This is a genomic window from Nonomuraea marmarensis, assembly GCF_043197025.1.
Lineage (GTDB): Bacteria > Actinomycetota > Actinomycetes > Streptosporangiales > Streptosporangiaceae > Nonomuraea > Nonomuraea marmarensis.
The window spans coordinates 425798-446617 of record NZ_JBICRM010000002.1 but is presented as its reverse complement, the minus strand read 5'-3'; the positions used below and the strand labels follow the sequence as shown (position 1 = coordinate 446617).

Annotated in this window: 18 protein-coding genes and 1 riboswitch; of the genes, 6 read left to right on the top strand and 12 right to left on the bottom strand. The window is 69.5% G+C overall.

The genetic code is table 11. The annotated features are described in order from the left end of the window. Positions 1 to 21 precede the first annotated feature (21 nt). Positions 22 to 117: riboswitch (TPP riboswitch) on the top strand. From tenA to ACFLIM_RS05060, 3 genes are all read left to right on the top strand, one after another. Then, positions 109 to 837 (top strand): thiaminase II, encoded by a 729-nt coding sequence (gene tenA / locus ACFLIM_RS05070; RefSeq protein WP_393162374.1) that lies wholly within the window; start codon positions 109 to 111, stop codon positions 835 to 837. Its footprint overlaps the riboswitch before it by 9 nt. 277 nt (positions 838 to 1114) lie before the next feature. Next, positions 1115 to 1843 carry a tyrosine-protein phosphatase gene (locus ACFLIM_RS05065; protein WP_393162372.1) on the top strand — a complete coding sequence of 243 codons (729 nt, stop codon included), beginning with the start codon at positions 1115 to 1117 and terminating at the stop codon, positions 1841 to 1843. 262 nt (positions 1844 to 2105) lie between these two features. Further along, the gene (locus tag ACFLIM_RS05060; RefSeq protein WP_393162371.1) at positions 2106 to 2546 is read left to right on the top strand and encodes a hypothetical protein; all 441 of its coding nucleotides are present in this window, start codon (positions 2106 to 2108) and stop codon (positions 2544 to 2546) included. A gap of 40 nt (positions 2547 to 2586) precedes the next feature. On the opposite strand, the gene ppdK is transcribed toward ACFLIM_RS05060, so the two are convergent. Further along, positions 2587 to 5220, bottom strand: a complete 2634-nt coding sequence (ppdK, locus tag ACFLIM_RS05055; RefSeq protein ID WP_393162369.1) for a pyruvate, phosphate dikinase — start codon at positions 5218 to 5220, stop codon at positions 2587 to 2589. Positions 5221 to 5450: 230 nt separating this feature from the next. On the opposite strand from ppdK, the gene ACFLIM_RS05050 reads away from it, so the two are divergent. Continuing rightward, positions 5451 to 6803: a cytochrome b gene (locus ACFLIM_RS05050; RefSeq protein ID WP_393162367.1), complete on the top strand. Its 1353-nt coding sequence runs from the start codon at positions 5451 to 5453 to the stop codon at positions 6801 to 6803. On the opposite strand, the gene ACFLIM_RS05045 is transcribed toward ACFLIM_RS05050, so the two are convergent. From ACFLIM_RS05045 to ACFLIM_RS05015, 7 genes are read right to left on the bottom strand one after another with little or no spacing between them, the layout of a single operon-like run. Beyond that, positions 6800 to 7972: a sensor histidine kinase gene (locus tag ACFLIM_RS05045; RefSeq protein ID WP_393162365.1), complete on the bottom strand. Its 1173-nt coding sequence runs from the start codon at positions 7970 to 7972 to the stop codon at positions 6800 to 6802. The genes ACFLIM_RS05050 and ACFLIM_RS05045 overlap by 4 nt on opposite strands. Continuing rightward, entirely contained in the window at positions 7969 to 8634 is a 666-nt protein-coding gene (locus ACFLIM_RS05040) for a response regulator transcription factor (protein ID WP_393162363.1), read from the bottom strand. Before ACFLIM_RS05040 ends, ACFLIM_RS05045 begins: the two co-directional genes overlap by 4 nt. 10 nt (positions 8635 to 8644) lie before the next feature. Then, complete coding sequence (locus ACFLIM_RS05035) at positions 8645 to 9514, bottom strand: S1C family serine protease (protein ID WP_393162361.1); 870 nt, start codon at positions 9512 to 9514, stop codon at positions 8645 to 8647. Continuing rightward, positions 9511 to 10452 carry a VWA domain-containing protein gene (locus tag ACFLIM_RS05030; RefSeq protein ID WP_393162359.1) on the bottom strand — a complete coding sequence of 314 codons (942 nt, stop codon included), beginning with the start codon at positions 10450 to 10452 and terminating at the stop codon, positions 9511 to 9513. The genes ACFLIM_RS05035 and ACFLIM_RS05030 overlap by 4 nt, the downstream gene beginning before the upstream one ends. Continuing rightward, positions 10449 to 11402, bottom strand: coding sequence for a DUF58 domain-containing protein (locus ACFLIM_RS05025; RefSeq protein ID WP_393162357.1), 954 nt, complete (start codon positions 11400 to 11402; stop codon positions 10449 to 10451). Before ACFLIM_RS05025 ends, ACFLIM_RS05030 begins: the two co-directional genes overlap by 4 nt. After that, complete coding sequence (locus tag ACFLIM_RS05020; protein WP_393162355.1) at positions 11399 to 12403, bottom strand: AAA family ATPase; 1005 nt, start codon at positions 12401 to 12403, stop codon at positions 11399 to 11401. The genes ACFLIM_RS05025 and ACFLIM_RS05020 overlap by 4 nt, the downstream gene beginning before the upstream one ends. After that, positions 12400 to 12543, bottom strand: a complete 144-nt coding sequence (locus ACFLIM_RS05015; protein WP_393162353.1) for a hypothetical protein — start codon at positions 12541 to 12543, stop codon at positions 12400 to 12402. The genes ACFLIM_RS05020 and ACFLIM_RS05015 overlap by 4 nt, the downstream gene beginning before the upstream one ends. A 125-nt stretch (positions 12544 to 12668) precedes the next feature. Between ACFLIM_RS05015 and ACFLIM_RS05010 the strand changes: the two genes are divergently transcribed. Continuing rightward, the gene (locus ACFLIM_RS05010; protein ID WP_393162351.1) at positions 12669 to 13580 is read left to right on the top strand and encodes a dienelactone hydrolase family protein; all 912 of its coding nucleotides are present in this window, start codon (positions 12669 to 12671) and stop codon (positions 13578 to 13580) included. Between the two features lie 37 nt (positions 13581 to 13617). Here the strand turns inward: ACFLIM_RS05010 and ACFLIM_RS05005 are convergent, their stop codons facing one another. The 3 genes from ACFLIM_RS05005 to ACFLIM_RS04995 form a co-directional block, all read right to left on the bottom strand. Next, positions 13618 to 16728, bottom strand: a complete 3111-nt coding sequence (locus ACFLIM_RS05005; RefSeq protein WP_393162349.1) for a M14 family metallopeptidase — start codon at positions 16726 to 16728, stop codon at positions 13618 to 13620. 356 nt (positions 16729 to 17084) lie between these two features. After that, positions 17085 to 18470: a glycine--tRNA ligase gene (locus tag ACFLIM_RS05000; protein WP_393162347.1), complete on the bottom strand. Its 1386-nt coding sequence runs from the start codon at positions 18468 to 18470 to the stop codon at positions 17085 to 17087. Positions 18471 to 18564: 94 nt separating this feature from the next. Beyond that, entirely contained in the window at positions 18565 to 18852 is a 288-nt protein-coding gene (locus tag ACFLIM_RS04995) for an antibiotic biosynthesis monooxygenase family protein (protein ID WP_393162345.1), read from the bottom strand. Positions 18853 to 18910: 58 nt separating this feature from the next. Between ACFLIM_RS04995 and ACFLIM_RS04990 the strand changes: the two genes are divergently transcribed. Beyond that, on the top strand, positions 18911 to 19255 hold the full coding sequence (locus tag ACFLIM_RS04990; protein WP_393162343.1) for a DUF6703 family protein: 345 nt from the start codon (positions 18911 to 18913) through the stop codon (positions 19253 to 19255). 24 nt (positions 19256 to 19279) lie between these two features. On the opposite strand, the gene ACFLIM_RS04985 is transcribed toward ACFLIM_RS04990, so the two are convergent. Continuing rightward, positions 19280 to 20809: an aldehyde dehydrogenase family protein gene (locus ACFLIM_RS04985; RefSeq protein ID WP_393162341.1), complete on the bottom strand. Its 1530-nt coding sequence runs from the start codon at positions 20807 to 20809 to the stop codon at positions 19280 to 19282. Positions 20810 to 20820 lie beyond the last annotated feature (11 nt).

Here is a 20820-nt window from a genome sequence, read left to right as displayed (position 1 = left end):
GCGCGGTGTTCTGTTATGTTGGGCGGCGACGCGGGGTGCCCGGAGATCCGGGCTGAGATCAAACCCGTCGAACCTGATCTAGTTCGGACTAGCGAAGGGACGTCAACGTTGACCTCGTCCATAGCGGCAATCGCCCCGAACGGCGACGCGGGCGCGCAAGGTACGTTCTGCGACGACATGTGGCAGCGCACCGCCGATCTGATGGGCGCGATCCACGACCACCCGTTCAACACCGCCCTCGGCGACGGCACCCTCGAACGCGACCGGTTCGCCTTCTACATCGTCCAGGACGGCCGCTACCTGGAGGCGTTCTCCAAGGCCCTGGCCACCGCGTCGACCCGCGCGGCCGACCCCGCGGACGCGGCCTTCTACGCCCAGAGCGCCCACACCGCCCTGGCCGCGGAACGCATGCTGCACGCGGGATACATCGAGGAGTTCGGCCTCGGCGCCGAGGACGCGGCGGGCATCGCGACCTCGCCGACGTGCCTGGCGTACGCGTCGTTCCTGCAGGCCACGGCACTCACCGCGCCCTATCCGGTGCTCGCCGCAGCGGTGCTGCCGTGCTTCTGGATCTACCAGGACGTCGGTACGGCCCTGCTTCAGAAGGCCGGCCCCGAGCACCCGTACCAGAAGTGGATCTCCACCTACTCCGACCCCGCCTTCGCGGCCTCGGTCGAACAGGCCAAGTCCATCACGGACCGGCTCGCCACGACCACCGACCCGGCGACTCGGGAGGCCATGGGGGAGGCGTACTGCCGGGCGGCCGCGTACGAGTGGATGTTCTGGGACAGCGCCTGGCACCGCGAGTCCTGGCCGACCGCCCGCTGGCTTTCCTGACGGCGATGGTCGTCCGGTGCGTACGCGCAGGCCGCCCGATAGGCTGCCGGGCCACCAGCGTGTCGCCGATCCGGCACATGACGTTGTCCCACCCGTTCGTCCCACCCGTTCGCCATCGCTTCGACCGGCAAGTGCGCGAGGTCAGGGTGCTGGGCGGCCAAGGAGCCGCCGTACGAGATCCGGGGAGACGTCCACTTCGGCGGCCGGCATGCGGTGCGGACCCACCCGGCGAGCCTGACTCGTTCCATTGGCGGCGGAGGGCCGTAGGGTGATCGCCGTGGAGAGACATATCGCGTTCGAGCGGCTGTACAACTTCCGCGATCTCGGCGGCTACCAGGCCGCGGACGGCCGTGAGGTGCGGTGGGGGCGGCTGTTCCGCTCGGACTCGCTGGCCAGGCTCGAAGGTCTGGACTGGGCCCGGTTCCAGGAGCTGGGGATCCGCACTGTGATCGACCTTCGCTACCCCTGGGAGATCGAGGCCCAGGGCCGCGTGCCCGCACAGCGGGGATTGGCCTACTTCAACTTCAGCATCGAGCACCGGCCGTACGACCAGGCGGAGATCGACCCGGACGTGGACCCGTGGCGCTACCTGGCCGACCGGTATGCCGAGGTGGCCTTGGACGGCGTGAACGAGCTCCGTCAGGCGCTCGAGGTCATCGCCGCGGGCACCGGGCCTCTGGTGTTCCACTGCAAGTCCGGCAAGGATCGGACCGGTCTGGTGGCCGCCCTCGTACTGTCCCTGCTGGGTGTGGCCGAAGACGACATCGTCGAGGACTTCGCGCTCACCGAACTGGCCACCGACCGCCTGCTCGCCGACTGGCGAGCCGCCAATCCCGGCCGCGAACTGCGCTGGCCCGCCTACGGACGAGCCCCGGCGGACATCATGCGCCTGTCCCTTGCCGACATGACCGCGACCTACGGCTCCATCCACGCCTACGCCACCGAGCGACTCGGTATCGACAAGGAACTGATCAGCCGGCTTCGAGGCAACCTGCTCAGGCCGTGAACGACGCAGACCCCAACGACCCGCCCCGGTCGCGTTGTTCCTCGGAGGCCAGAGCAGGCCTGCCGGAGGCGGCGGACCTGTTGGCGCACTCCCGCGTGGCAGGTGTCTGCGTGCATGGATAACTGCGGTGCGCGCAGCGCCAATGCCAAGCGCGAGGGTGCTCTTCCATGATGGAGGCCAATGCACGCAACGCCCACTTACGGGGGAACGGGCTCAGGGCTACGCGATACCGACGAACAGGGCCCGCCTCATTATCATGATCATGTCACACATCACCACCACCGCAGCGGGACTGGCCGCAGTCGTGGCCGCCGGCCTGATCGGCGCTCCGGCCTCTGCCGCCTCCGGCGCGATCGGAGGGAGCTCGACAGCATTAGCGACGCAGGCAGGCGGCTGCAAGAGCATCTCAGGTAGCCCGAAGGGCGCTCCCAGGGCGGACATCGCGGTCTACTACTGCTGGCAGGGCAGCGGCAAAGCCAAGCGGGTCTTCTGGACGACCCACTACTACCCCAGGGGCACGCGCATCGGACTCGAGGTGACCGGCGTACGCAAGGGGGCGATCTACACCGTGAAGTCGAAACGCCCCAAGGTGTCCTACAGCGTGACACGCGGCAGGTTCAACAGGACGGTCGACCACGTCTGGTTCAAGGCGTGCAAGGTGCGGGGTACCAAGGTGTACTACGCCTGCACCGTGCTTCGCTGAGCACCTTTCCGGGGTCGAAGGGGCGGAACCCCGGAATGATCTAGCGGGTGTCGGAGTCCGTTTCTGCCAAGGCTGCTCGGCCTGCCTCCAAGCGGGCCACCGGGATGCGGAACGGGGAGCAGGAGACGTAGTCCAGGCCCACGTCGTGGCAGAAGTGGATCGAGTCCGGGTCTCCGCCGTGTTCGCCGCAGATGCCCAGGTGCAGGTCTGGTCTGGCCGATCTGCCTTCCGCCACCGCTATTTCGACGAGGCGGCCGACTCCCTCTCGGTCCAGGGTCTCGAACGGGGAGACGCCGAAGATGCCCAGGTCCAGGTACTTCGGGAAGAAGGCCGATTCCACGTCGTCCCTCGAGAAGCCCCACGCCATCTGGGTCAGGTCGTTGGTGCCGAACGAGAAGAACTCCGCCGCCTCCGCTATCTGGGCCGCCGTGAGGGCTGCCCTGGGGACCTCGATCATGGTGCCTATCAGGGCCTCCACGCCGACCTCCGCGAGGATGCCGCGCGCCTCCTCTCGTACCGACTCCAGCTCCTGTACGGCCGCCACCAGCGGGATCATGATCTCCGGCTTTGCCCCAGGGACTTCCTTGGCCGCCTGGGCTATCGCCCTCACCTGCATCGCGAACAGGCCCGGAATGACCAGGCCCAGGCGTACGCCGCGCAACCCCAGCATCGGGTTCTGCTCGTGCAGGCGTTTTACCGCTGCCAGGAGCTGGTGGTCCTTCTCCGTGGCCTCGTCCGTGGCCGCTTTGACCGACAGGTCCACGATGTCAGGGAGGAACTCGTGGAGAGGTGGGTCGATTAGGCGGATTGTCACGGGGTCGCCGCCCATAGCTTGAAAAATCCCGAGGAAGTCGGTCTTTTGTAGCGGCTCCAGCGCGTCCAGCGCCGCCTGGCGGTCCTCGTCCGTCGATGCCAGCACCAGATCTTCCACCAGTTGCCGGCGTTCGCCCAGGAACATGTGCTCCGTCCGGCACAGGCCGATGCCCTCCCCGCCGAAGCGACGGGCCCGAGCCGCGTCCTCCGGGGTGTCCGCGTTCGCCCGCACGCCCAGCCTGCGGGCCGCGTCCGCGCGGCGCATGATCCGGTCCACCGCCCCGACCAGGTCGTCATCCTGAATGCCGCGCTCGAAGTACTCGACCACCGCCGAGTCCACCACCGGCACCTCCCCGAGGAACACCTCCCCGGAGGTCCCGTCGATGGAGATCACATCGCCCTCCGAGACCACCACCCCGCCGGGCGCGGTGAACGTGCGCTCGCGCGTGGAGACCTCCAGCTCCTCCGCCCCGCACACGCACGTCTTGCCCATCCCGCGGGCCACCACCGCCGCGTGCGAGGTCTTGCCGCCGCGGCTGGTCAGGATGCCCTTGGCGGCGATCATGCCGGCCAGGTCGTCGGGGTTGGTCTCGCGGCGGATGAGGATGACGTCTTCGCCCTGCTCCGACAGCTCCACCGCCCGTTCGGAGGAGAAGACGGCCTTGCCGACCGCGGCGCCGGGGGAGGCGTTCATACCCTTGGCGATCTTCTGCTTGGCGGCGCCGCCGTCGAAGCGGGGGAACATGAGCTGCGCGAGCTGGTCGCCGGTGACGCGCGTGACGGCCTCGTCCAGCGTGATCAGGCCCTGGTCCACGAGCTGGGTGGCGATGCGGAACGCGGCCGCCGCCGTACGCTTGCCGACCCGCGTCTGCAACATCCACAGTTTCCCGCGCTCGATCGTGAACTCGATGTCGCACAGGTCCTTGTAGTGGTTCTCCAGGGTCCGCATGATCGCGAGGAGCTCGTCGTACGACTGCTTGTCGATGCGTTCGAGCTCCTCCAGCGGGATCGTGTTGCGGATGCCGGCCACCACGTCCTCGCCCTGGGCGTTCTGCAGGTAGTCGCCGTAGATGCCCTGCCGGCCGGAGCCGGGGTCGCGGGTGAAGGCGACGCCGGTGCCCGAGTCGTTGCCGACGTTGCCGAAGACCATGGCCACGATGTTGACGGCGGTGCCGAGGTCGGCGGGGATCCGTTCCTGGCGGCGGTAGAGGATGGCGCGCGGGGCGTTCCAGGAGTCGAAGACGGCCATGACGGCCAGCCGCATCTGCTCGCGCGGGTCGGTGGGGAAGTCCTTGCCGGTCTCCTCGCGCACGATGCCCTTGAACGTCTCCACGAGGCCCTGCAGCTCGCCCGCGTCCAGGTCGGTGTCCTGGCGTTTGCCCTTCACCGCGTCCAGCGCCTGCTCGAACCGCTCGCCATCGATCCCGAGCACGGTCTTGCCGAACATCTGGATGAGCCGACGGTAGGAGTCCCAGGCGAACCGGTCGTTGCCGCCCGCCTGCTTGGCCAGGCCGTGCACGGACTCGTCGTTGAGACCGATGTTGAGCACCGTCTCCATCATCCCCGGCATCGAGAACTTGGCCCCCGACCGCACGCTCACCAGCAGCGGATCGTCGGCCTGCCCGAGCCGCCGGCCCATCTGGGCCTCCAGGGCCTCCAGGTGCTCGGCGACCTCCTCGGAAAGGCCGTCCGGCTCGGCGCCCTCCGCCAGGTAATGGCGGCACGCCTCACTGGTGATCGTGAATCCGGGGGGAACGGGCAGCCCAAGATTGGTCATTTCGGCGAGGTTCGCACCCTTGCCGCCGAGAAGATCCTTGAGATTCCTGTTGCCCTCGGTGAAGTCGTAAACGTACTTGGCCACCACACGCTCCAATCCAACGCCTCTGCCCGGACTCTACCGGCGAAATTGATGATGAAACTGCACTCCTCGTATAAGTCGGCGTTTGTGCTGGTGAAGGGCCTATGAGAGGTCTAATCCAATTATAAGCTCGGAAGTCGCAAAATTGGATTAGACCAATTGGTTTAAACCAATTCTTGAGAAAGACGGCGGGTGGGTGCAGAATCGGATCACACCCCCACCAGGAGGCCCCCATGGCCACTCCTACCAAGCCCAAGCGGCGCGCCCGGGTCGTCGCGGGTTCCGCAAAGGCGGCCGTCGACTCGACGATCTACCTCGACGACCGCCTGCCGTTCGCCCGCTGGCTCCGGCCGCAACTGCGCAAGCTGTTCCCGAGCCACTGGTCGTTCCTGCTGGGCGAGCTGGCGCTCTACTCGTTCGCGCTGCTGGTGCTCACGGGGACGTTCCTGACGCTGTTCTACAAACCCAACCCCGACGTGGCCTTCGCGTCGGTCACGGAGATCAGCCTGGAGGTGCGCGGCGGGCTGCTGATGCGCCAGCTGCACCACTGGTCGGCGACGGTGTTCGTGCTGGCGATCGTGGCCCACATGTGCCGCGTCTTCTTCACCGGCGCCTTCAGGAAGCCGCGCGAGCTGACGTGGATGCTCGGCGTGATGCTGTTCGGGCTGGCGCTGTTCGAGGCGTTCCTGGGGGTCTCGCTGACCGCCGACCAGCTCGCCATGACCGGGCTGCGGCAGGCGCAGGGGTTGTTGTTGTCGATCCCGCTGGCCGGCACGTACCTGTCGGCGTTCGTGTTCGACGGCGCGTTCCCCGGCCAGGTCATCCCGCGCGTCTTCGTCACGCACGTGTTGCTGGTGCCCGGCATCCTGCTGGCGGTGGTGCCGGTGCACGCGCTGATCCTCACCTGGCGGCAGAAGCACACCGAGCGCCGGGCGACAGCCGCCGACGAACACCGGGTCACCGGCGGGCCGTTCTTCCCCTACTTCGCGGTCAAGAACGGCGCCACGGCGCTGTTCACGATGGGGGTCATCGCGCTGCTGGCCACGTTCGTGCGGGTCAACCCGGTGTGGGAGCACGGGGCGTACAGCCAGGGCGGTTATCCGCCGTCGGCGCAGCCGTTCTGGTACTACGGGGTGCTGGACGGCGCGCAGCGGCTGGTCCCGCCGTGGGAGATCACGATCGGCGGGTACGTGTTACAGCTCGGATTGTGGATACCGCCGCTGATCCTCGCGGTGTTCTTCGGCGTGCTCTTCCTGTATCCGTTCCTGGAGCGGCGGTTCACCGGAGACGGCGACTACCACCAGCTGCTGGACCGGCCGTCGCAGGCGCCGGTGCGCACGGCGCTGGGCGTCGCGGTGATCACGTTCTTCACGGTGTTGTGGGCGGGGATGTGGCTGTCCGAGGCGTCGCCGGAGATGCACTCCGCGGCCGGTTTCCCGCAGCCGAATCCCGCGCCGGACGCGCTGCTGACCGTGCCGCCCGACACGTACCAGGTGGTCGTCTTCGGTCTGCGGGTGGCGGTGTTCGTGCTGCCGGTGCTGGCCTTCCTCGTCACCCGGGCGATCTGCCGGCGGCGGATGTCCTAGGAGGCGAGGGGGTTGTCCTCGGGCGGCGAGCCCGGCACGCCGTCCCGCGGCGGCAGCCAGAGCACGAACGTCGCCCCTTGCCCCAGCCGCGAGAACACCGACACCCGGCCCCCGTGCGACTCCACGATCTGGCGGACGATGGCCAGACCCAGACCCGTGTGGCGGTCGCGGCGGCTGGCCTCGCCGCGCCAGAAGCGGTCGAACACCCGCGCCTGATCCGCCTCCCCCAGCCCGGGCCCGTCGTCGCGGACCGCCACCCACAACCAGCCCTCCGACCTGCCCGCCGCGACCCGGATCGTGCCGCCGGGCGGCGACAGGCGCACGGAGTTGGACAGCAGGTTGGCCACGGCGCGGCGCAGCGCGTCGGAGTCGCCGGTCATCTCCAGGCCGGGCCCCAGGTCACGGACGATCGTCACGTGGCGGGCGGCGGCCGGGGTGGCGTGCTCCTCGCACGCCTCCCCCGCCACCCTGGCCAGATCCAGGTCGGCGTCGGCGAACGCGGCGCCCTGGCGCCTGGCGCTGGCCAGCAGGTCCTCCACGAGCCTGGTCATGCGGGTGGTCGCGCGGTCGACGATGGCCACGGCCCTGGCCCGCTCCTCGTCGCTGGCGTCGGGGGCGGCGAGCACGGCGTCCACGTTCGCGCGGATGATCGTCAGCGGGCTGCGCAGCTCGTGCGAGGCGTCGTCGATGAGCTGGCGTTGCGCGCTGAACGCCTCCTCCAGCCGTTCCAGCATGGTGTCGATGGTGTCGGCCAGGTCCTTCAGCTCGTCGCGCGGGCCGTTCAGCTTGATGCGCCGGGTCAGGTCGGTGGCCTGGATCTCCTCCGTGGTGTGCGTGATCGACCTGACCGGGCGCAGCACCCGCCCCGCGAGCACCCAGCCGATGCCCAGGCTGGCGACGTAGAGGCCGGCCAGCGTGGCCAGCGAGTAGTCGCGCAACGTGGCCATCGTCCCGACGTTGACCGCGTTCTCGACCTCTTCGACGAAGACCACTTCCTGCTTGCCCAGGTATTCGCTGCCGCGGTAGGCCTTGGCGTACTCGGTGGTGTACGGGCGCTGGTCGGTGGTCTTGGAGACCGCGAAGTAGATGCCGCCGAGCACGATCGCGGCCAGCACGAACAGCAGGCCCGAGTAGAGCACGGTGATCCGGAAGCGGATGGTGTGGATCATGTCGGCTCCTTGAGCCGGTAGCCGCGGCTGATCACCGTCTCGATCAGGCCGTCCTCCTGCAGCTTGCGGCGCAGGTTGCCGACCGTGACGCGCACGGTGCTGGTGAACGGGTCCGTGTGCTCGTCCCAGACGTGTTCGAGCAGTTCCTCGCTGGAGACCACGTGCCCCGGCTTGGTCATCAGATAATGCAGCACGCCGTACTCCTTGGGGGTCAGCGCCAGCGACCGGCCGTCCAGCGACACCTCCAGCCTGGCCGTGTCGATCCGCAGCCCGCCCACCTCGATCACGGACGTGCCGCCGCCGGCGTCCCTGCGCAGCAGCGCCCGCACCCTGGCCAGCAGCTCCGGGAACGCGAACGGCTTGACCAGGTAGTCGTCGGCCCCCTCGTCGAGCCCGCGCACCCGGTCGTCCAGCCGGTCGCGGGCGGTCACCATGATGATCCGCGCGCCCTGCCCCGCGGCACGGACGGTGCGGCAGAGCTGGAAGCCGTCGCCGCCTGGCAGGTTCAGGTCGAGCAGGACCAGGTCGTACGTGTTGATCTGCAGCTTCTCGTGCGCGGCAGGCGCGTCGTAGGCCACGTCCACCGCGTATCCCGCGCGGACCAGCCCGACCCGCAACGCGTCGACCAGGTCCTCCTCGTCCTCAACCACAAGCAGTCGCATGCCAAGGACCCTAATTTCGGATGATGCGTTCCGCGATGGGCGCCGCCCTGTCGATGGGGATCGCGAACCCGATGCCGATGTTGCCGCCGCCCCTGCTCGCCGCGATCGCGGTGTTCACCCCCACGACCTCGCCCCTGGCGTTGACCAGCGGGCCGCCCGAGTTGCCGGGGTTGATGGACGCGTCCGTCTGCACGGCCGTACGCCGGGCGCCGCCGAGCCGTACCTCCCTGTCCAGGGCGCTCACGATGCCGGCGGTGACCGTGCCCGACAGGCCCAGCGGCGAGCCGATGGCGAGCACCTGGTCGCCCACGGACAGGTCCGAGGACCTGCCGAGCGTGGCGGGCGTCAGGTCGCCGGGGAAGTCGACCTCCAGCACGGCCAGGTCCTCGCCGTCGTCCTCGCCGATCACCTGAGCGGTCAGCCGGCGGCCGTCGTTCAGCACCACGGTCACCTGCACCTCGCCGCTGACCACGTGCGCGTTGGTGAGGATGTGGCCCCGCTCGTCCACCACGAACCCGGAACCGCCTCCCCTGCCGGCCTCCACGGACACCACGCTGGGCAACACGCGGGCGGCCGTCGCGCTGAGCCCGCTCAGGCCGGCCGACGGGGCGGCCGCCACCCTCGGGAGGGCCGCGGCGGGGGCCGGCTCGGACCCTTCGTAGAGCCGGGCCCCCGCCACGCCCGCCGCCGCTCCGGTGAGCGCCGCGACGAGCGCGGCCGTCACCAGCAGGCGTCCCTTGGGCGGCGCTGTGGGTGCCTTCTGCGCCTTCGGCACGTTCGGCACGGTATGCGGCACGGTGAGGGGCACTGCGGGCTCCTGGCGGGCGTCCAGGGGCAGCGTGCGGAACTCCGGCCCGCGCGGCCGGCCCAGGCCCCTCACGGCAGCCTCGAGAACCAGAGCATCGACGTCAGCGCCGCGATCAGCGCGAAGACCATCCCTGCCGCCACGAACCACTGCCATACCTCCTGACGCTCGGTCCGGTAGCCGACCGAGGTGCCGATGTCCTCGTAGACGGCCTGCAGCTCGTCGCCGCTCGCCGCCTCGTAGAAGCCGCCACCGGCCGCCTCCGCCAGCCCGCGCAGAGCCGGGCCGTCCACCGGCACCGGCACCTCGCGGCCCGAGAGGGAGATGGTGCCGTCCGGCGTCCCGTACGCGATCGTGGTGACCGGAACGCCCCTGTTGGACGCCTCGGTGGCCGCCTCGGTCACCGTGCGTCCCGTCGTGTTGGAGCCGTCCGAGAGCAGCACGATGTGCGCGGGCGGCGCCTCCTCCTCCGTGTCGAGCGACGCGATGGCCTCCAGCGAGGAGTAGACCGCCTCGCCGATGGCGGTGCCAGACGCCGTGCTGAGCCGGTCGAGCGCGCTCAGCACCGCCTGCCGGTCCCTGGTGGGCGGCACCGCCACCGAGGCCGTCGAGGAGAACGACACCAGGCCGAGGTTGAACCGCTCAGGCAACCCCTGGACGAACTGCCTGGCCGCCTGCTGGGCCGCCTCGAACCGGTTCGGCGAAACGTCGGTGGCCCCCATCGACGCGGACACGTCGAACGCCACCATGATCGTCGCGCGTTCCCTCGGCACCTGCACCTCGGCCGTCGGCCTGGCGAAGCCCACGACCAGCAGGGCGAACATGAACAACAACGCCGCCGCGGGAACGTGCCTGCGCCACCCGGGCCGCCTCGGCGCGATCTTGTCGAGCAGGTCCAGATTCGTGAACCTGACGGCGTACGAGCTGCGGCGCAGCGCCATGATCGCGTACGTGACGGCGAGCAGGGCCACGGGGATGAGCAGCAGCAGCCAGAAGGGCGCGATGAAGGTCACGCCGCATCACCTCCTCCATCGGGTGGCCGCGCGGGCAGTGCCGGGCTGGCGGCCAGCCTGGCCAGGCGGCGTTGCCTCATGACGTGCTGGACCAGGTCGCGCACCCAGTCCCGGTCCGTGCGCAGCCGCAGGTGGGTCGCCCCAGCCCGGCGCAGCCCCTGCGCGATGGCGTCGCGCTGCCCGGCCGCCGCCTCCGCGTACCTGCGGCGCAGCCGCGCGTTCCCCGTGGCGACCTCGCGCCGCCGGCCCGTCTCCGGGTCGATCAGCATCAGGATCCCCACGTCGGGCAGGCTCAGCTCGCGCGGGTCGAGCACCTCCACGGCCAGCACCTGATGCCTGGCGGTGAGCCGGCGCAGCGGCTGCTCCCAGGTCTCCGGTGTGTCCAGGAAGTCCGACACGACGACGACCAGGCCGCGGCGGCGTACCACCCTGCCCAGTTGCTCGACCGCCACGCCGAGCAGCGGCTCGGCCACCCCCGGCGGGGTCCTGGGCAGCGCGAACGCCGCCTGCAGCAGCGCCATCAGGTGCGGCCGGCCCGTCCTGGCGGGCAACGTCCTGACGCCGCCGCCGTGCAGCAGGTGGGTGCCGATCCGGTTGCCGGTCCGCTGGGTGAGGAAGCCGACCGCCGCCAGCGCGGACAGGGCCAGCTCCCGCTTCTCCATCGCCGCGGTGCCGAAGTCCATGCTGGCGGTGGCGTCGAGCAGGGCCCATATCTCCAGCTCCCGGTCGGCGACCAGGTCCCGCACGTGCGGGTCGTTCGTACGGGCGGTGACGTTCCAGTCCATCCGCCGCACGTCGTCGCCCGGCTGGTACTGCCTGGCCTCCGCCAGTTCGCTGCCGGGGCCCGGAACCAGGCCGAGGTGTTCGCCCTGGAGCAGTCCATCCAGCCTCCTGGTGATCGTCAGCTCGAGCCTGCGGAGCGCGGACTCGGCCATCAGGTACGGCTTCATGCCGCTGCTTCCCGGGCTTCCTGCTGGGGCGCTATCACCGGCATGGGCACGGCCGCCAGCACCCGGTCCACGAGCTGCCTGGGCGACACCCCGTCGGCCAGCGCGTCGAACGAGAGCACGAACCGGTGCGCCATCACGTCGTGCGCCAGGTCCCGTACGTCCTCGGGCAGCACGTAGTCGCGCCCCCGCATCAGCGCCAGCGCCCGGCCGGCCGCCAGCAGGCCGAGCGTGGCCCTGGGGCTCGCGCCGAAGGCCAGCAACCGCCGCAGGTCCGCCACCCCGTACCGGTCGGGGTCGCGGGTGGCGTAGACGAGGCGGACGGCGTACTCGGCGACCGCGTGGTGCACGAACACCTCCTCCGCCCGCCGCTGCAGCGCGACGACCTGCGCGGGGTCGAGGATCGGCTGCGCCACCGGCGGGTCCACGCTCATCCGGTAGACGATCGCCAGCTCCTCCGATTCGCTGGGATAGTCCACGTCGATCTTCATCAGGAAGCGGTCGCGCTGCGCCTCGGGCAGGTGGTAGACGCCTTCCGACTCGATCGGGTTCTGCGTGGCCAGCACCAGGAACGGCCTCGGCACGTCATGGGTGACGCCGCCGATGCTGACCTGCCGCTCGGCCATGATCTCCAGCAGGGCCGACTGCACCTTCGCGGGCGCCCTGTTGATCTCGTCGGCGAGCAGCAGGTTGGCCATGACCGGCCCGAGCTCGATGTCGAACGACTCGGTCGACGGCCGGTAGATCCTGGTGCCCACGATGTCGGCCGGCACCAGGTCCGGCGTGAACTGGATGCGGGCGAACGTGCCGCCCACGACCTTGGCCATGGTCTCGGCGGCCAGCGTCTTGGCGATGCCGGGCACGCCTTCGAGCAGGCAGTGACCCTTGGCGAGGACCGCCACGAGCAGCCGCTCGACCATGTGATCCTGGCCCACGATCACCCGCTTGACCTCGAACAGCGCCCGTTCGAGCAGTGCGGGCCCGAGCGGTGTGGGCTCCGTCATGGCTGCACGACCTTGGGGCAGTCGTCCACGACCACCCGCAGCTCCAGAGCGGTCGGCTCGGGATCGGCGAACGCGGCGCTCCCGGTCATGAGCACCGCGCCGGCGGCCAGCAACACAAGAGCGAAACGTGATGTACGCATTGGTGTTCCTCGTCCCCTCGATTGAGCCTCGTATCGGCTTAGGGGTATGTCATCAAGCGACCGCGAAAGGCTGCGTAACCGCCGCCTTTACACGATTTTTCGGTGAATGGGGTTACATCTCCGGCATGACGCCCATCCAGCGCTATCTCGCAGAAGAGGTGGCCCTCGACCACGTGGACGGCCTGATTCCCCGCCGCGAAGCGCTGCGGCGGCTCGCCCTGATGGGCTTGGGCCTCCCCGCCGCCACCGCGCTCCTCGCCGCCTGCGGCGCGCCACCGGAACCGGCGGCCTCCCCCGCTCCCGCCACCACCTCGGCCTCGGCCTCGGCCTCGGCCAGCCCGGCGGGTCCCGCGCCGCTGCCGACGGAGCCGATCACCTTCCCCGGGCCTGAGGGTACGACGTTGCAGGCCGCGTGGGCCGCCGCCACCGACCCGAAGGGCGCGGTCCTGGTGATCCACGAGAACCGCGGCCTCACCGACCACATCCGCTCGGTCGCCGGCCGCCTGGCCGCCAGCGGCTACTCGGCCCTGGCGGTCGACCTGCTGTCCCGCGAGGGCGGCACCGCGTCGTTCACCGACACCGCCCAGGCCACCGCCAAGCTCGGGGAGATCGCGCCCGAGCGGTTCGTGGCCGACATGAAGGCGGCGGTGGGCGAGCTGCTCAACCGCGCGGAGGGGGCGAAGCTCGGCATGGTGGGCTTCTGCTTCGGCGGCGGCATGACCTGGCTGCTGCTGTCGTCGTCGGAGCCCCGGCTGGCCGCCGCCGTGCCCTTCTACGGCCCGCTGCCCGGCAACGCCGATATGGCCGGTACGAAGGCCGCCGTCCTGGGCGTGTACGCCGAGCAGGACGACCGGGTGAACGCCACCAGGGACGCCGCCAAGGCCGCGCTGGAGAAGGCGGGGCTGACGCACGAGCTGGTGACGTTCCCCGGGGTCGGGCACGCGTTCTTCAACGACACGGGGCAGCGGTACGACGCGCAGGCGGCGGCGCAGGCGTACGAGCGGGTCCTGGACTGGTTCGGCCGCCACCTGGCCTGACGGCCACCCCGGTGTGGGGTGGCCGTCCTGGGTTAGGTCAGCCGATCAGATACTTCATCAGCTTCTTGACGGTCGCGTTCCTTTCGTTGTCGTTGGCGAGTTGCTCCAGGCCGAAGCCCACGAGCACCGTGTCCTTGGTGGCCACGGCCGCCGTCTTGTCGGCCTGCGCCCTGACGAAGTCACCGGCGCCCGTCGGGCTGCCCGCCGGCGGTCCGGGGATCGTCCACGGGCCGAGCCCGGTCTCGAAGCCCTCGGCCTCGAGGTTTCCGGCGGTGGTGGTGATCCGGGTGTCGTCGACGAACGCGCCGACGCCGCCGGTGCCCGGGTCGGTCACGTAGCTGATCGACACCTCGACCTGCTGCCCCGCGTACGCGGACAGGTCGAAGGCCACCTGCTGCCAGCCGCCCGAGTTCTCGGTGAACCGGTTCCAGGAGCCGCTGGTCCCGGTCGGCGTGCACGGGTTGCCGGGGGTCAGGTAGTGCAGCAGCCAGGGGTGCTCCGCCACATAGAACCCGGCCTCGCACTCCGTCGGGACCCCGGTGTCGGTGCCGCCGTTCAGGTCGGGCAGCGTGGTCCAGTTGTCCTGGCCGACCGTGTGGGCCTCGATGATGACGTTGTCGTAGCCGGGCTCGGTGTCGAAGGAGAGCTGGAACGCCAGTCTCGGCTGCTGCGCCGCTGTCACGGAGCCCAGGTTGACGGTCCTGGTCAGCCGCATGTAGGAGTCGTCGGCGTGCGGGCCCCTGACGTACCACTGGCCTTCGACGGGGTCGAACGGGCCGCCGGCGCCGAGCACGTAATCAGCCGCTGGTGTGCCCTTGAACAGCGGGAAGTCCGTGCCCACGGGCTGCAGCACGCCGGCCTCGTCCACCGGGTTGGCCACCGTGGCGGGCCCGCCGAACGTGCCGTTCACCCCGGCCAGCGGGCCCGTGCCGGTGAAGCCGGCCGGGCTCTCGCGCGGGATGCGGCCGCCGACGCCCATGTAGTACTGCGTGAAGTCGTCGGCCAGCAGCAGGCACTCGTCGAACAGGCCCTGGACGGTGGTGACCACGCAGTCGCCGTCCGGGTTGCCGTCGATGCCGTAGTAGATGCCGCCGATGATGGTGTCGAGAATGCCGTAGTACGCGGCGGTCTCGCCGGTGTAGAGGAGCTTGCCTCCTTCGTTGAGGTAGTCGCGGATGGAGATGGTCAGGTCCTGCTGCGACCGCTTGACGTCGGCGTCGGGCAGGTTGCCGAGCGGGGTCACGGTGACCAGGTCCTGCTGGTCCATGGACAGCCGGTTGTCGCCCAGCTCCCACACGATGCCCTTGAAGTGCGACAACACCCCTAGGTGGTGCGGCACGCCCTGGGCGTCCACGTCCCACGTCTCGGAGGCGTACCCGGCGGCCTGCAGGGCCTGCTTGTACTTGGTGGTGTACTTGGGCGCGGTCACCGAGGCCGGGTAGTCCGGGTTGAAGCCGGTGTAGTCCTCGTTCGCCACCACCAGCACCTTGGCCGCGGAGTCCTTGGCCAGGGTGTAGGTGAAGTGCGAGCTGGAGACGACGCCGGTGCCCTGTTTGAAGCCCTGGAACCAGACTTCGACCTTGTCACCCGGTTTCGCGCCGCTGACGGTGGCGCGGTATTCGGCGAAGTACAGGTCGTTCTCGTCGCCGTACCGCTCGCCGCCCTGCCACTCGGACAGGGATCTGGTCTGCGCCGGGCCGCCGTTGATGCGGAAGCGCAACACCTTGGACTGCAGCGACCTGCGGGCGGTGACGGCCACCGGCTGCGGGTCGCCGTACGACACGCTGAAGGAGTCCGGCGCGAAGTCGGGCACCGTGCGCCCGACCACGGAGACCGGCTTGTCCGGCGTGTGCACGGTCTTGGCGGCGGCCAGCGCCAGCGGGACGTTCTTGAGGAACTCGTCCTGGATCAGCGCCTCGCTGTCGGGGAAGGTGAAGCCCAGCCCGCCGGTGCAGTCGTCGAGCGTCCACTCGTCATTCGGGTCCCTCTGGACCGCGTCCTCGCACGTGGACATCTCCGGCGTGATCGCCATGACGCCCCGCAGATTGCTCACGTGCCCGTCGGTCTCGCCGTTGGTGGTGTAGAGCTCGGCGCCGATGTCGGGGTCGTAACCGGGTACGGCCGGGTGGGCGTCGTCGCCGAGCATGGCCTCGAAGATCAGGTCGTCGGGCGACGGCGTGGCCTGCTGCCAGCCGATGCCGTACAGCAGCAACATGGCCGCGGAGTGGTAGTTCAGCAGGTACGTGAACTGCACCCGCTTGGTCAGGTTGTCCAGCGCCACGGTCTCCGGCTCGGACTGCGGCGACTTGCCGCGGTAGGTCTGGCTGGAGAGGATGTTCGAGGAACCCTCGTTGTCGTAGCCCCACTTGTAGGCGAAGTTGCGGTTGGGGTCGACGCCGTCGGCGCTGGTGATCTGCCCGTCGCCGTCGTTGTCACGCAGGTTCTTGCGCCACAGGCGGTTGTCGGGGGTGAAGGTGTAGTCGTATCCGTCGGGGTTGGCCACCGGCAGGAACCACAACTCGGTGGTGTTCACGAGCTGGGTCAGCTCGGCGTTGGTCCCGTAGCCGTCGAGGAAGTGGTGCAGCAGCCGCCGCACCATCTCGGGAGTGATCCATTCGCGGGCGTGTTGTGCGCCTACGTAGAGCATGGCCTTGCGCTTGCCGTCGCCCAGCTTGCGGGCGTCCTTGGTGACCTTGATCGCGGTGATCGGCGTGCCGTTGAGGCTGTTGCCGAGGTTGACGACCTTGGCGAGGCCGGGCTTGGCGTTCGCCGCGGCGATGATCTCTTCACGGATGCCGCCCGCGCCCGCGTACCGCTTGAACACCCCGTCGCCCTTTGCCGCCAGCCGGGCCGCGGCCGCGGTCTGGGCCTTCAGGGTGACGCCCTGTCTGGCCAGCGTGTCGGCCAGGGCGGAGGCGAGGATCACCTCGATGGTGACCTTGCCGTTGGTGCGCTTGACGATCCGCATCTCCTCGCGGTCCACACCTGCCGCGACCAGCTTGGCGAGCTGGCCGGCGGTGAGCTCACCGGTGTAGACGAAGACCCCGTCGGGGCCTGCCGCGGGCTTCGGCACCGCGGACGCGGGTGGGACGGTGAACGAGCCGAGTAACAGGAGTGTGCTGGCTAACATGATTAACGTGCGCTTCATCGCGCCTCCGAGAAATCAGCCCCCGAATGCCGCTAGGGATGCCCGCAATGTCGGTGTATGCCTGGGGGCTTGTCAATCACGACGGCCACATCCGGTCAAAGATTGGACAACTTCATCCGGGCGGCATCCGGTGCCGTATAACCCGCGAACGGGCTGACGTGAAACCACGAAGCCGGTCAAGCGTGCGCGCGTCACGGCGGTGCGGCGGTGAAGCGGAGGAGCGTCCCCCTGGAAGGTCGTCAGCCGGCGACGGCGGGAGGAGTCCACTTGGCTCCGCCGTAAAAGACCTTGATTTTGAACGCGAAACGGGCCGCCCGCCGTTTTTCGGCGGGCGGCCCGTGCGAAGAACGCAAAGACTAGTCGTTGAGATGCTGGCGAAGATACGCGTCCACGGCGTCGATGGAGATGCGCTCCTGGGCCATCGAGTCGCGCTCCCTGATCGTCACCGCCTGGTCGTCGAGCGTGTCGAAGTCGACCGTGATGCAGAACGGCGTGCCGATCTCGTCCTGGCGCCGGTAGCGGCGGCCGATCGCGCCCGCGTCGTCGAACTCCACGTTCCACCTGCGCCGCAGCTGCGCGGCCAGGTCGCGGGCCTTCGGCGACAGGTCGGCGTTGCGCGACAGCGGCAGCACCGCGGCCTTGACCGGCGCGAGCCGGTGGTCGAGCCGCATGACCGTGCGCTTCTCCATGACGCCCTTGGCGTTGGGCGCCTCGTCCTCGCTGTACGCGTCCAGCAGGAACGTCAGCGTGGCCCGGTCGACACCGGCGGCCGGCTCGATGACGTAGGGGACGTAACGCTCCCCGGTGTCCTGCTCGAAGAAGCTCAGGTCGACACCCGACGCCTTGGAGTGGGCGGTCAGGTCGTAGTCGGTGCGGTTGGCGATGCCCTCGAGCTCACCCCACTCCGAGCCGGCGAAGTTGAAGCGGTATTCGACATCGACCGTGCGCGTGGAGTAGTGGGAGCGCTTGTCCGCCGGGTGCTCGTAGAGGCGCAGATTGTCCTTGCTGATGCCCAGGTCGGAGTACCAGCGGAACCGCTCGTCGATCCAGTATTGGTGCCATTCCTCGTCCGTGCCCGGCTTGACGAAGAACTCCATCTCCATCTGCTCGAACTCGCGGGTGCGGAAGATGAAGTTGCCCGGGGTGATCTCGTTGCGGAACGACTTGCCGATCTGGCCGATGCCGAACGGGATCTTCCTGCGGGCCGACTGCTGCACGTTGAGGTAGTTGATGAAGATGCCCTGCGCGGTCTCGGGCCGCAGGTAGGCCAGGCCCGACTCGTCCTCGACCGGGCCGAGGTAGGTCTTGAGCAGGCCGCTGAACTGCCTGGGCTCGGTGAACGTGCCCTTGTTGCCGCAGTTGGGGCAGGTGATGTCGGCCAGGCCGCCCTCGGGCGACTTGCCGTTCTTCTCCTCGTAGGCCTCGATGAGGTGGTCGGCCCTGAAGCGCTTGTGGCAGGACAGGCACTCGGTCAGCGGGTCGGTGAAGGTCTCGACGTGGCCGCTGGCCCGCCACACCTCGGGCGCCAGGATGACGCAGGAGTCGAGGCCCACGACGTCGTCGCGCGACTGGACCATCGACAGCCACCACTGCCGCTTGACGTTGTTCTTCAGCTCGACACCCAGTGGACCGTAGTCCCACGACGCGCGCAGTCCGCCGTAGATCTCGCTCGACGGGTATACGAGCCCGCGGCGTTTGGCGAGGCTGACGATGGTGTCCATGACGTCGGTGCGTCGTGCCATTTTGGTTGATTCTCTTTCCGGCTGGAGGTCGGCGAGTGAAATTGGTGAGATCCCAGCTTAGGGGACGCTCGGCCCCTCTCGCTCGCGAGTATTCCTACACCCCATCCTGCGTGTAAACGTCCTCGAACGCGCTGGGTTCGTTGACCATGAGAATCATCAGTGGATACATCGCCATCCGGGCGGCGGAGAGCGCTCTGCGGTAGAACCCGGCGCCCTCCCACTCGCTGACCAGCGCCCACAGGTTGGGTTCATCGACCGACCTGGCCAGCCTGCCCCGCTGGTAGCCCGGCTGGGCGGCGAGCGTGTCGAGGATGGTGTGGCCCTGCTTGACGAAGTCTTGGGACTGGGACTCTGGAACGGTGTATCGGATCACGGCGAGCACCCGACCAGCCTAGAGGTGCTATGGCCGCCTGATGCGCGAACTCCCGTAGGCTCTGGGTGTGGCCCCTGACAACAAGCGTCCGCTGCCCCAGGGCGAGCGGTTCTTCACCCCAGGCGCGACCGGGCTGCGCAAGGCCGTGGAGCAGCGCAGCGCGGTGCCGATGACGTTCCTGTTCACGCAGGTGCCCCGGTGGGTGGCGCCTGTCGTGCTGGTGATCCTGCTGCTGGCCGGGTTCGCGGTGGCCAACCCGATCGGCGGCGTGGCCGTGTTGCCGGTGATCGTGTTCATCGGCTGGCTGGCGTACCTGTCGTGGCCGTCGCTGGGGATCGGCGGGAGGTTGTTGCGGGTCGCCATGCTGACCTTCCTGGTGTTGCTCGTGGCGACCCGCTTCGGGGCCTTCTAGGGCAGCCCCTCTAAGGCAGCCCCTCTAAGGCAGCAGCGTGTAGTGCGGGAAGTTGCCGGGCAGGCGTTCGGCCTCCGGGCCCGAGGTGGCGGCCCGCACGAGCAGCTCGCCGCCGACGAACGCGCCGCGCCACGACGCGCCGAGCCCGCCGAACAGCTCCTCGCGGTCGCCGCGCGAGCGCGGCTTGTTGTGGCCCACCTTGAACGCCCGCACCTCGGGGGCCAGCCGGTGGAACGTCTCCTCCTCGTCGCAGGACAGGGTGGCCACCAGGGCGCCGTTGCTGGCGTTCATGGCGGCCAGCAGCTCGGCCTCCGTGTCCACCAGCACGATCGTGTCCACCGGGCCGAACGGCTCGGCGTGGAAGAGGGGTGAGGAGCGGGGCGGGTTGAGGAGGGCGGTCGGGGGGAGGTACGCCGAAATATCCTGCCCCGGCAGGAAATGTCCGGACTCGAGCGACGCCCTGTGCACCGGCACGCCGCCCCGTCCCACCGCCTCGTCCACCTGGTCGGCCAGTTCCTTGGCCTTCGAGGCGTTGATCAGCGGGCCGAAGTCCAGCTGCGGAAGCGGGTCGTCGGCATCCTCGACCGCGAGCGGATGGCCGAAGCGCAGCGAGCCGACCGCCGCCTGGTAGGCGCCCAGGAACTCATGGAACAACGACCGCTGCACCACGAACCGCGGGTAGGCGGTGCAGCGCTGCTTGCCGTAGTCGAAGGAGGCGCGGATCTGCCTCGTGAGCAGGTCCCAGTCTCCGTACTCCCACACGCCCCAGCAGTTGAGCCCCTCCTGCTCCAGCACGTGCCGACGCCCGAGGTCGGCCAGCGAGGTCGCCACCTTGGCCCCCGCGTCCCTGCCGCCCACGAACGACACGCAGCCCAGCGACTTGCCCGCCACCAGCACCGGCGACAGCTCCGCCCCTCCACCGCTGACCAGCGTGAACGGCAGCCCTTCACGTACGGCCAGCGCGCAGGCGAGGGTGAGGCAGCACAAGCCGCCGTCCGTGGGCGTCTTGGCGATCACCGCGTTGCCGGCCAGCGCCTGCACGAGCATGGCGTGCATGAGCACGCTCATCGGATAGTTCCAGCTCGCGATGTTGCTGACGGGACCGGGCAGCGGCATGCGCCCGGTCGTCATGCGGTCGATCTCGGTGAGGTACCAGCGCACGCCGTCCAGGCAGCGGTCGACGTCGGCGCGGGCGGTCTTCCACGGCTTGCCGATCTCCCAGACCAGCAGCAGGGCCAGCAGGTCGCGGTGTTCGGCCATGGACTCCACGGCCGCCGAGACCATCGCCTTGCGGTCGGCCAGCGGCAGGTACCGCCAGCGCCGGTGCTCCTCGACGGCCCCGGCCACCGCCCGCCCGGCGCCTGCCCTGTCGAGCCTGGGCAGGCCCGCGATGGCGGTGCCGTCCACGGGCGAGAAGCTCGGCACGGGACGCCCGTCGCGGTGCCAGATGCCGCCCCAGTGGTTCAGCACCCGATCGTCGTGGAAGGCTTCCGGCGCCGCCGTGCAACATCCGTTGTAGGCGTCGCGCCAGGCCGTACCAGGCTTGAGCTGCATGAGCGCTCCTC

Coding starts and splice junctions, on each gene's coding strand:
- ACFLIM_RS05060 (WP_393162371.1), top strand. CDS start 2,106: ATGTCACACATCACCACCACCGCAGCGGGACTGGCCGCAGTCGTGGCC.
- ACFLIM_RS05050 (WP_393162367.1), top strand. CDS start 5,451: ATGGCCACTCCTACCAAGCCCAAGCGGCGCGCCCGGGTCGTCGCGGGT.
- ACFLIM_RS05045 (WP_393162365.1), bottom strand. CDS start 7,972: ATGATCCACACCATCCGCTTCCGGATCACCGTGCTCTACTCGGGCCTG.
- ACFLIM_RS05040 (WP_393162363.1), bottom strand. CDS start 8,634: ATGCGACTGCTTGTGGTTGAGGACGAGGAGGACCTGGTCGACGCGTTG.
- ACFLIM_RS05025 (WP_393162357.1), bottom strand. CDS start 11,402: ATGAAGCCGTACCTGATGGCCGAGTCCGCGCTCCGCAGGCTCGAGCTG.
- ACFLIM_RS05020 (WP_393162355.1), bottom strand. CDS start 12,403: ATGACGGAGCCCACACCGCTCGGGCCCGCACTGCTCGAACGGGCGCTG.
- ACFLIM_RS05015 (WP_393162353.1), bottom strand. CDS start 12,543: ATGCGTACATCACGTTTCGCTCTTGTGTTGCTGGCCGCCGGCGCGGTG.
- ACFLIM_RS05010 (WP_393162351.1), top strand. CDS start 12,669: ATGACGCCCATCCAGCGCTATCTCGCAGAAGAGGTGGCCCTCGACCAC.
- ACFLIM_RS05005 (WP_393162349.1), bottom strand. CDS start 16,728: ATGAAGCGCACGTTAATCATGTTAGCCAGCACACTCCTGTTACTCGGC.
- ACFLIM_RS05000 (WP_393162347.1), bottom strand. CDS start 18,470: ATGGCACGACGCACCGACGTCATGGACACCATCGTCAGCCTCGCCAAA.
- ACFLIM_RS04985 (WP_393162341.1), bottom strand. CDS start 20,809: ATGCAGCTCAAGCCTGGTACGGCCTGGCGCGACGCCTACAACGGATGT.